9 protein-coding genes and 5 pseudogenes are annotated in these 9,292 nt (G+C 56.9%); 9 read left to right on the top strand and 5 right to left on the bottom strand.

Annotation, left to right across the window (positions count from 1 at the left end; translation table 11 throughout):
- Positions 1-123 precede the first annotated feature (123 nt).
- Entirely contained in the window at positions 124-351 is a 228-nt protein-coding gene (locus CSZ94_RS26175; protein ID WP_102124183.1) for an autoinducer binding domain-containing protein, read from the bottom strand.
- A gap of 268 nt (positions 352-619) precedes the next feature.
- On the opposite strand from CSZ94_RS26175, the gene CSZ94_RS26170 reads away from it, so the two are divergent.
- The 6 genes from CSZ94_RS26170 to CSZ94_RS26150 all read left to right on the top strand — a co-directional run bounded on the left by CSZ94_RS26170 (position 620) and on the right by CSZ94_RS26150 (position 4,350).
- The gene (locus tag CSZ94_RS26170) at positions 620-1,171 is read left to right on the top strand and encodes an acyl-homoserine-lactone synthase (protein ID WP_102124182.1); all 552 of its coding nucleotides are present in this window, start codon (positions 620-622) and stop codon (positions 1,169-1,171) included.
- Positions 1,172-1,552: 381 nt separating this feature from the next.
- Complete coding sequence (locus CSZ94_RS26165) at positions 1,553-2,020, top strand: DUF4902 domain-containing protein (RefSeq protein ID WP_102124181.1); 468 nt, start codon at positions 1,553-1,555, stop codon at positions 2,018-2,020.
- The gene (locus CSZ94_RS26160; RefSeq protein WP_258001223.1) at positions 2,010-2,750 is read left to right on the top strand and encodes a histidine kinase; all 741 of its coding nucleotides are present in this window, start codon (positions 2,010-2,012) and stop codon (positions 2,748-2,750) included. Before CSZ94_RS26165 ends, CSZ94_RS26160 begins: the two co-directional genes overlap by 11 nt.
- A complete protein-coding gene (locus tag CSZ94_RS29035) occupies positions 2,707-3,195 on the top strand; it encodes a LytR/AlgR family response regulator transcription factor (RefSeq protein WP_258001222.1) in 489 nt (162 codons plus the stop codon). The genes CSZ94_RS26160 and CSZ94_RS29035 overlap by 44 nt, the downstream gene beginning before the upstream one ends.
- Complete coding sequence (locus tag CSZ94_RS29030; protein WP_258001221.1) at positions 3,158-3,403, top strand: LytTR family DNA-binding domain-containing protein; 246 nt, start codon at positions 3,158-3,160, stop codon at positions 3,401-3,403. Before CSZ94_RS29035 ends, CSZ94_RS29030 begins: the two co-directional genes overlap by 38 nt.
- A 110-nt stretch (positions 3,404-3,513) precedes the next feature.
- Positions 3,514-4,350, top strand: coding sequence for an alpha/beta fold hydrolase (locus CSZ94_RS26150; RefSeq protein ID WP_102124184.1), 837 nt, complete (start codon positions 3,514-3,516; stop codon positions 4,348-4,350).
- Between the two features lie 64 nt (positions 4,351-4,414).
- Here the strand turns inward: CSZ94_RS26150 and CSZ94_RS26145 are convergent.
- From CSZ94_RS26145 to CSZ94_RS26135, 3 pseudogenes are all read right to left on the bottom strand, one after another.
- Positions 4,415-4,531 (bottom strand): annotated as a pseudogene (locus CSZ94_RS26145) (IS3 family transposase); the annotation flags it as partial.
- Positions 4,521-4,736, bottom strand: a pseudogene (locus CSZ94_RS26140) (IS30 family transposase); the annotation flags it as partial. The pseudogenes CSZ94_RS26145 and CSZ94_RS26140, both read right to left, overlap by 11 nt.
- 34 nt (positions 4,737-4,770) lie before the next feature.
- Positions 4,771-5,861 (bottom strand): annotated as a pseudogene (locus CSZ94_RS26135) (IS3 family transposase); the annotation flags it as partial.
- Between CSZ94_RS26135 and tnpC the strand changes: the two are divergent.
- The 3 genes and pseudogenes from tnpC to CSZ94_RS28370 form a co-directional block, all read left to right on the top strand.
- Positions 5,830-7,007: pseudogene (gene tnpC, locus CSZ94_RS26130) on the top strand (IS66 family transposase); the annotation flags it as partial. The pseudogenes CSZ94_RS26135 and tnpC overlap by 32 nt on opposite strands.
- Before the next feature lie 313 nt (positions 7,008-7,320).
- On the top strand, positions 7,321-8,187 hold the full coding sequence (locus CSZ94_RS28375; RefSeq protein WP_219726057.1) for an IS4 family transposase: 867 nt from the start codon (positions 7,321-7,323) through the stop codon (positions 8,185-8,187).
- Positions 8,188-8,214: 27 nt separating this feature from the next.
- Positions 8,215-8,622 (top strand): IS4 family transposase, encoded by a 408-nt coding sequence (locus tag CSZ94_RS28370; protein ID WP_219726056.1) that lies wholly within the window; start codon positions 8,215-8,217, stop codon positions 8,620-8,622.
- Positions 8,623-8,903: 281 nt separating this feature from the next.
- On the opposite strand, the pseudogene CSZ94_RS29465 reads toward CSZ94_RS28370, so the two are convergent.
- Positions 8,904-9,070 (bottom strand): annotated as a pseudogene (locus CSZ94_RS29465) (IS481 family transposase); the annotation flags it as partial.
- Positions 9,071-9,292 lie beyond the last annotated feature (222 nt).

The raw sequence follows: 9,292 nt of genomic DNA, 5'->3' as shown, positions 1-9,292 counted from the left end.
TCAAGCTCACCGCGCGTCAGGGCGGAGAGATCGGGAGGGGTACGTTTTTTTGCCATGACAGCATGATGAGCCGGTTTGAAAAGGTTTACAACTGTTTTTTGAAACACTGCTCATGCTGAACAGTTACAAATAATTTTCGCTGGCATATCGCGCTTGCCATGGCGCAGGATAATTGTTAAGCAACATGGTTTTCGGACCCGAAACGGGATATGGCATTCGCAGTCCATACGCGCAGTACTCGAATCCCAGCTCTCGGGCGGCCTTGCCTATGACGGAAAAAAACTCGTGTTCGTTTTTCGCACCAAGCAACGCATAGGTGTAGTCCTGGCACCAACTGATCTCGCTACTCATCCAATAGCTCCGCTGCCGCTCATTTGAGCTTATGTTCGATGTGTATCGTCAACAATGCACTATCCCCTACCAGAAAAATAACTGACGGAAGGAACATTAACAGCAGCCAGAAACGTTGTCAAATATAATATTTCTTTTAAATAATTATCGCTTCCGGCGGTGAGGCTTGTTACAGATGGACTGACTGTAAAAATTGACAGTTACGCCAATTCGCACTCGAGGGTCTAATACAGCTGTCGTGTAGAGTAAAGCAACCATCGGAGCGGAAATGAACGTAATTGCGGGGAAAACCACTGCCTTGTCGCAGGAACTGCTATCGAACATGGCGCGATACCGGTACAAGGTGTTCGTTGAAACATTGGGCTGGGACTTAGACACAGTCGATAACCGGGAATGGGATCAATTCGACCAGCCCGATACGCTGTACGTCATTTCCAAAGATGGAGACGATGCTATTAATGGTTGCGCACGCCTGTTGCCCACGAGCCAACCCTATCTGCTGGGTACTGTATTTCCGGAATTAATGCAAGGACAGCACATCCCATCCAGTCCTGACGTGTGGGAGTTGTCGCGGTTTGCGGCGGTCGACTTCAATAAACGCAATACGTCAGCACTAGCGCAATTTTCCGCCTGCGCCGCCACGCAATTGCTACGCGAGGCGATCGACTGCGCAGCCTCCCACGGGGCGAAGCGGCTCATTACGGTATCGCCTATTGGCATTGAACGGCTGCTACGGCATGCCGGTGTCCGTGCCCACAGGGCCGGGCCGCCCATGATCATCAATGGTCACGCGCTTTTTGCTTGTTGGATTGAACTATAGACACGTTATCCGATGGCTTGGAGGACGGCGGCGTCCTGCGACACCGCCGCCGCCTGAAGCGACCAGGGGCCCGCATGGCATGCGCTGACGCTAAAGGCGCCGCCGCTCCCCGGCTTGCAGCACCGCCACAAAAGGCAGGAACGTTGCACCGAACGCAAGCAAGGACACGGCATGCTCACCGTCCTGCAGCGCGCCTTCGCCGGCAATCCTATCCAGCCCGCCGCGTAGCAGCTGAACAGTCACGAAAAATTTTCCCTGTAGGCATTCAATTGTGCAGTCCCCCAGGACTTCTGCGCTATATTGAAGCCATTTAGACAGCTAAGCGTCAAGCTATTCGCGTTGAATTGCACTGCATCGGCAGGCCAAGAAATTTTACCGCTCATGTACATCATATCTTCCGACAGTTACATCCGCCTGCAACGCGACCATCTGGAACGCATTGTGCTGTTTCATCTGCTGTCAAGTTTGGATGAACACCACCCGCCGCCAGGTACCGACAGGGTCGCCGATGGCATTAGCGGGTACACGGAGTGGCTAAGCGTGGATGCAGCGCCCGTCACCATCGGCTGGGACTGGCAAATGTTGGTTATATCAGGACGACTCGGCTTGTCGAGAGTGGGCGGTCCACGAAGCAACCTCATGCTGATAGGCACCGACTACCGCGATCTGGGCATGCAACAGACCATCGCCCTGCTGTCGCAGTACGTCGATAAACTCAACTGGCAGGAGGCAGTTACCAAATACATCGATGCTCGTTATAACCCGTCTTCGCCGCGTGGAGCGGTGGAGGAACGCGGGCACCGGGCGCGCATGGGGCAATGCGGAGGGACACCATTTCATGATCGGTAAAGCGACCTTGCTTCATGGCTGGCGCTCGTTGTGGGAGCTGCGTCCTCGGCGCGACGTTGCCACGTTCACTCACCTCTTTCTTGCCTCCGTGGTCGCGGTCGTCCTCGCCGTCGGTTTGATGGCAATCGTCGCCATTTTCGGTCGCGTGGACCGACCTGGCTGGTGGTGGTCGTCGCTGCTACCTAACATCGGTATCTGCCTGTGCATCGTACACACCTTGTTCGCCGTGTTGCGTTGTGCTAGATGCCGGCTGCCGGCAACGCTGGTCGAACGGATGGCCAATCTACAAGACTTTGGTGCAGGGATAGCAATCAGCGTGTTAGCACTGGCCGGCATTATTCTGGGCATGACCATCGGGTTTACCATCGTTCCCGTGCTGGTTGATTTCAACGTGTGGGGAATGTTCATCTCGCTACCGTCCGCCCTGACCAAATTTGCCGTATTCCTGCTGTTTGTCATGGGTGGCAACTGGGCGTGGTGGCGCTCACGATTGCGTCATCAGCAACTGCAGAAAGACGTCATTGAGGCTCGGCTGCGGCTACTACAAGCGCAAATCGAGCCGCATTTGTTGTTCAACACGCTGGCTAACATTCAAAGCTTGATGGACTACGACCCGCCCGCAGTGCAGCCGCAGCAGATTTGGAGTCGATATGCCACGCGTTCTGATTGCAGACGACGAGTCACACTTGGCATACTACCTGCGCGACCAGTTACTGGCACTGTGGCCTGAGGTGGAGATCGTTCATCTCGCTCGAGATGGCGTGGATGCGGCCGCGCGCATTGCCGAGCTGGCGCCGGATCACGCGGTTCTCGATATTCAGATGCCGGGCCTGACCGGCCTCGAAGTCGCCCAGAGAATCGAGGGCAGTACTCGAGTGGTATTTTTTACCGCTTACGACGAGTTCGCGATACGGGCATTCGAGCTCGCCGCGCTGGACTACGTGCTCAAGCCGGTGAGCACCGAGCGGTTGGCATGCACTGTTGCGCGCCTGAGGGTGCCATCCGGGCCGGCAACGGCGCAGGCGTTGCACCCACTGACATGCAGCCCGTCACGTCCGCGCCTACGGTACATCCTGGCTTCGCATGGGGGCCGTACCCACCATCTCGACGTGACCAGTGTGCGTTTCTTTCAGGCGGATGACAAGTACACGGTGGTTGCCAGTGTTCACTGGTGAGTTCCTGATCCGTACCAGCATCACTAACTTGGCAGTGCAGCTTGACCCTGAACTTTTCTGGCAAGTGCATCGCTCCACCTTGATCAATCTGGCTTGGCTCGACGGCACCCATCGTGACGACTCCAGTCGGCTATTCTTGCGCATGCGAGGTCACAACGGAGAATTGCTGGTGAGCCGCACCTTTGTCCACTTGTTTAAGGCGATGTAGTTCACACCTCCCCGCTTGCCAAGCGTCGTACGTACTGTCGATCTGTCGCAATATGAGTGCAATTGTCCGCGTTGTGGGAGATGCTGGTGTTTTATTTCATGGAGACACTAATGTCCAAGCCTCTTTCCATCCTGTCGGTATCTTTTTTAGTGTATCTCGGTGCCGCAATACCCTCCCTGGCCGCGCCGCCAGCGCCGGTCATTGAGCCGATTAACGGCCGTTGGCTTGAGTCGCTGACGCTTCGCCATCCGAGCTCTTCGGATGTGGTCGTACTCGAGAGCGGGTCACGCAGCACAATCGATAAATGGGGCACGGTACCGGAACAGCTTGGCCTTGATGCTTCGGTATTCGTCTACAACCGGCCAGGATACGGCAACAGCGAGACCACCGCTACCCCACGCGACGGCCGCACTATCGTCGAGGAATTGCGGGCAGTACTGCGTCTCAAGGATTTAAAACCACCTTATGTGTTGGTCGGGCATTCTCTGGGCGGCTTATACATGCAGCTGTTTGCGAGAACCTATCCTGACGAGGTCAAGGCACTCGTGCTGGTCGACTCGATTTATCCACGAATGATAAAAAAAACCCAGGACTTTCCACTCCTGACGCGTATCGCGGGACAGATCGCTTTTTCTCGAACGGTGTGGCGCGAGATTGAAAAGATCGACGATACGAGCGACATGCTAGATGGTCTCGCTAACATTGATGACAAACCAATCGTTCGGCTTATCAATCAACCTGCATCGAATACCGCGATTGCTGTCGACTTCGGCGCGTTCAGGATGGACGAAGCAACGCGTGAAAACGTAAAAGCGCTCTACCCCAATGCCAAGAAGATTGTTGTCGATTCCAGCCATCAAATGGCATTAACATCGCCAGAGATCGTGACAGCTACTATCAGGCAGGTTCTTTCCGCGAGCATCGAAAAATCACAGGTAAAGAGGTAGGCCCAACGTGACTTTCTTCATACAAGTGGCTTGCAAAACAATGACATGAATCGCCACGAGTCTGCTAGACACTCAAGAGCCGTTGGAAATACCGCTTTTCGTATTCGACCGGCGACAAGCCATTGCTGAAACTGTGCCGACGCTTTGGATTGTAAAACATCTCGATGTAATCAAAGATATTCTAAAGTTTTCCTTGGCCGTTCATTTAATTTGCGGGCTACCTCATTGAGTTGATCCTGCGAGTACGCTGCGATATCTATCCCTTTGGGGAAGTACTGGCGCAACAGTCCATTCGTATTTTCATTACTGCCGCGTTGCCAAGGGCTGTGCGGATCACAGAAATAGACATCGATGTCTGTGGCAAGTGTAAAGCGCTTGTGGTCAGCCTGAGGTGTCCTGTCAATAACGGACACTCTTGTTTCAAGCCGCCCGTGGCTGTTTGCTGAATTTTTCAGCGAACAATGCGGGCGGAACATTGCCGAGACGCGATTGGCGCCGCTGGCGGTTGTAAAAGCTTTCGATGTATTCCTGTATTGCGGCTTTCGCGTCGGCTCGGGTGGCGTAACGTTGATGGTGCATCAACTCGTTTTTCAGGCTGTCCCAGAAGCTCTCCATGGGCGCGTTGTCATAGCAGTTTCCCCGGCGCAACATGGACGGCTGCATGCCGAACTGCTTCACCAGTTTTTGATAGTCATGGACGCAGTACTGGCTGCCACGGTCGGAGTGGTGAATCAAGCCCGGCGTGGGGCGTTTGTTGCGCACAGCTTTCCACAACGTCGTTGCTGTCAGTGTTTGCGTCATGCGCTCGTCCATCGCGTAGCCCACCAACTCGCAGGTAAACACGTCCTTGATGCCGACCAGGTAAAGCCAGCCCTCGCCGGTGGCCACATAGGTGATGTCGGTCACCCAGGCTTCGTTCGGCCGGGTCGGTGCAAAGGTCTGATTGAGCAGATTGTCGGCCACCGGCAAGTCATGATTCGAGTTCGTGGAGGCTTTGAATTTGCGCTTCTGCTTGCAGCGCAGGGAGAGTTCGCGACGCAGGCGGACGATGCGGTCACGGCCAGCCGGGAAGCCTTGCGCCATCAGTTCTGGCTGCATGCGTAGCGGGCCATAGGTTTGCCGGCTCTGCGCGTGCACAGCTTCGATGGCGACCTTCAGGCGTGCGTCGTCCTGCGCCCGCTGCGACGGTTTGCCGTTCGCCCAATCGTAGAAACCGCTGCGCGAGACGCCAAAAACGCGGCACAGGACGGTGACGGGATAGTTGAGTCGTAACGTTTTCATGACCGCGTACCTGGCAGCGACTCCCGCGCAAAGTACGCTGCCGCCTTTTTTACGATATCGCGCTCCATGCGGGCCTCGGCAAGCTCTTTGCGCAGCTTGGTTACCTCGGCCTCAAGCTCCGGCACAGAGCGGCTGCCAGGGGCCACTTTAAGCGACGTGCCGCGCTTTGCCGCACTCACCCAGTTGGCCAGCATGCCATGTGGTGGCGGGCTGCGCCCGCTTGGCGAAGACGTGGCCGAACAGCTCGAGTTCACGTCGGCCAGCTCCGCGTGATCCGCCATGTGCGTCCCAAGCTGGCCTGCGCTTGCTGCGACGCCATCGTGCAAGCGTCGGCACCGAGCCGGCCGATCGAACGCGGCATCGCCGGTCCGGGCCTGCTGGCCCACGTGCTGGTGGCCAAGTTTGCTGACCATCTGCCACTGTATCGCCAGTCCGTGATCTATGCGCGCGAAGGCGTCGACCTGGACCGCGCATTGCTGGCGAGCTGGGTGGGCGCCGCCAGCGCGCTGCTGCGTCCGTTGGTCGACGCGATCCGGAAACACATGCTGGCGGCCAACAAACTACACGCCGACGACACGGCGGTACCGGTGCTTTCGCCCGGCAACGGCAAGACCAAAACCGGCCGGCTGTGGACCTATGTGCGGGACGACCGGCCCGCAGCAGATACGGCCCCGCCGGCAGTGTGGTTCGCCTATTCGCCGGATCGCAAAGGGATCCATCCGCAGACCCATCTGGCCAGGTTTGAAGGGGTCTTGCAAGCCGACGCGTACGCCGGCTTCAATGCCCTGTTTGAAGACGGCACGGTTCGCGAAGCGCCCTGCTGGGCGCTTGCGCGCCGTAAGTTCCACGACCTGCACGCGGCGCGGCCGACGCCGCTGACTACCGAAGCGCTGCGCCGCATTGCCGAGTTATATGTGATCGAGGCCGAGATTCGGGGAAAGCCGCCCGATGGGCGAAGGCAGGCACGGCAGAGCCGCGCGCGCCCCTTGCTGGACGACATGGAACGCTGGCTGCGTGTCACGCTTGACACGCTGTCGCGCAAATCCGACACGACGGCGGCGATCCTGTACGCACTCAAACTGTGGCCGGCGCTGCTGCGTAACTGCGACGATGGCGCCATCGAAATCGACAACTCGGCGGCCGAACGCGCCCTGCGCGGCATCGCTATTGGCCGGTGCAACTACCAGTTTGCCGGCGCCGACAGCGGCGGCGAGCGTGCCGCCGCGATCTACTCGCTGATCGGCACGGCCAAACTCAACGGTGTTGATCCCGAAGCCTGGCTGCGCCATGTGCTGGCTAATATCGCCGATCATCCGGTCAACCGGGTGGACGACTTCCTGCCCTGGAACTGCGCCGCGCAGTTCGCCTCTGCTTAAAAAACACGCCGCTTCCCAGCGGTGTGATGCCATCATCGATTAATTCGGCGCCAGACTCAAGACGGTGCTGGCTTTCTTCCGATTACCCACAATTCGCTTGTATACTTTCAACGATTCTGTTAACTTTTTTCACATGAGGAATTTGATCGCAATCAGATGACAACGCGGAGGACGCCAGGCGATTCCGCATCTCGTCGTCCGGTGGCGTCGGAAGACGAGTAGACGTGGATGGATCAAGAAAATGTCGCCTGTATTTCCGAGATGAGCGGCTTAAGAAGCGCTTTCAGCTGTTGCTCCAGCAGTTCTGGTCAACATGGGGCAAAGCATTCCATTTGCCTGTCAGGACTGGGCAAATACGAAGGCCGCCTATCGTTTTTTTTCCAACGACCGCATCAGTGAGCAGGACATATTGGGCGGGCACTTCCAAGCGACGAGCGAGCGTTTCGCCAATGCGGACGGCCCGATACTTATCCTTCAAGACACAACAACGTTTTCCTATCAGCGCGATCAGCCAGAGCATATTGGATTCATTGGAAAGAGCGGGATCCGTAAGATCGATGGGCGCAGCAAACAGCTGATCCAATGCGGCATTTTGATGCATTCGAGCTTGGCGGTGACGACGGAAGGTATTCCACTTGGCCTGGCTGCGATCAAGTTCTGGACGCGTAGTAAGTTCAAGGGCTGCAATGCGCTCAAGAAGACGATCAATCCCACGCGCGTACCGATCGAGGAAAAGGAAAGCTATCGATGGCTGGAGAATTTGGGACAGTCAACCGAGCTTTTCTCCGATCCTGAGCGTTGCGTGCATATTGGCGACCGGGAGAGCGACATTTACGAGTTGTTCTGTACTGCGCAAGACGTTGGCACCCATTTCCTTGTACGTACCTGTGTCGACCGATTGGCTGGCGAAGGCGGTCATACCATTGCTCAGGAGATGGAGAAAGTGAAATTGAAAGGACTGCATCGAGTCCGGACTTCAGACCCAAAAGGGAACATCGTCGATGCAGTTCTCGAAATCCGTTATCGCCGCATCAAGGTGCTACCACCCATTGGAAAGCAGAGCCGATATCCAGCTCTCTATTTGACTGTGATCCATGCGCGCGAACGAGATACGCTAGTGAGTCGGAAGCCCATCGAGTGGAAGTTAATCACCGACTTGCCGGTCGCATCCCGGCGCTAGGCAATTGAAAAACTTGATTGCTATGCCATGCGCTGGAAAATCGAGACGTTCCACAAAATCCTGAAATCTGGGTGCAACGCGGAGGAGTCCCGACTGCGTACGGCGGAACGGCTCGCCAACCTGATCTCTGTTTTTTGCATCATCAGTTGGCGCATTTTCTGGCTGACGATGCTCAACCGCACATGTCCAGATGCCGAACCAAAAATGGCGCTGACGCCTGCGGAAATTGACCTCCTCAACTGCTTGGTAAAAGACAGCAAGAGATCCTGCGAGCAACTGCCCCTTTCACGCTATCTCGAAAAAATTGCGCAATTTGGGGGCTACCTCGCACGCTCCAACGACTCCCCGCCAGGAAACATCGTAATGTGGCGAGGCATGCGTCGCCTTGCGGATATGCAGCTTGGCTTCAATCTCGCATCCGAAAGATATGGGTAATCGGAAGGCTGGCTTTACGCTTACCATTTGACCAGATAAACACCGAATCCACCAACGATGTTTGGGCAGTGCAAACGTTGCGCCTAGTCCAAGCCCTGCTCGGAGCAATCCCCCCAAACTTCCGCATGGTAGCCATCGCTCATGACCGAAATCTGTGGAAACCCGTTGGTTGTGTCAATCTTTATTGTTGCGAACCGAGGGCTTGAAGCGTTTTGAACCGCATCTGTGTCATATTATATTTGCATGGGCAGCGTGTTGAAACCAATCGCCTTATAGAAGGGTTCCTGGCGGGCCATGCCTTCGCGCTTGAGCAAACGGACAATGCCCGAGCGAGAGACGTGGGATTGATGTATTGCCGGGCAATGTACAACAGGTCGTCGAGCGGCAGATAGAGCGACTGGCGTAGTGACAGCACGATGGCCTCTTGCGTCGCGCTCAGGGTTGTATGTTCGAATCATCATTCAGGCGGCCGCCCCCCCACCACCCCCCCCCCCCCCCTCCCCCCCCCCCCCCCCCCCCCCCCCCCCCCCCCCCCCCCCCCCCCCCCCCCCCCCCCCCCCCCCCGTCCCGCCCCCGGCCACCACCCCTCGCGCCGCGTCCGCGTTCCCACCTCCCTGTCCTAGCCCCCGCGCCGTCGCCCGTGCCACCTGTCTCGCCTCACCTCTCTCCG

This window comes from Janthinobacterium sp. ROICE36 (genome assembly GCF_002869965.1).
Classification (GTDB): domain Bacteria; phylum Pseudomonadota; class Gammaproteobacteria; order Burkholderiales; family Burkholderiaceae_D; genus Janthinobacterium.
The sequence above is the reverse complement of the archived record's forward strand: the minus strand, read 5'-3'. Positions and strand labels throughout refer to the sequence as shown.

Coding starts and splice junctions, on each gene's coding strand:
- CSZ94_RS26165 (WP_102124181.1), top strand. CDS start 1,553: ATGTACATCATATCTTCCGACAGTTACATCCGCCTGCAACGCGACCAT.
- CSZ94_RS28370 (WP_219726056.1), top strand. CDS start 8,215: ATGCGCTGGAAAATCGAGACGTTCCACAAAATCCTGAAATCTGGGTGC.
- CSZ94_RS26150 (WP_102124184.1), top strand. CDS start 3,514: ATGTCCAAGCCTCTTTCCATCCTGTCGGTATCTTTTTTAGTGTATCTC.
- CSZ94_RS26170 (WP_102124182.1), top strand. CDS start 620: ATGAACGTAATTGCGGGGAAAACCACTGCCTTGTCGCAGGAACTGCTA.
- CSZ94_RS29030 (WP_258001221.1), top strand. CDS start 3,158: ATGACAAGTACACGGTGGTTGCCAGTGTTCACTGGTGAGTTCCTGATC.
- CSZ94_RS28375 (WP_219726057.1), top strand. CDS start 7,321: ATGGGGCAAAGCATTCCATTTGCCTGTCAGGACTGGGCAAATACGAAG.
- CSZ94_RS26160 (WP_258001223.1), top strand. CDS start 2,010: ATGATCGGTAAAGCGACCTTGCTTCATGGCTGGCGCTCGTTGTGGGAG.
- CSZ94_RS26175 (WP_102124183.1), bottom strand. CDS start 351: ATGAGTAGCGAGATCAGTTGGTGCCAGGACTACACCTATGCGTTGCTT.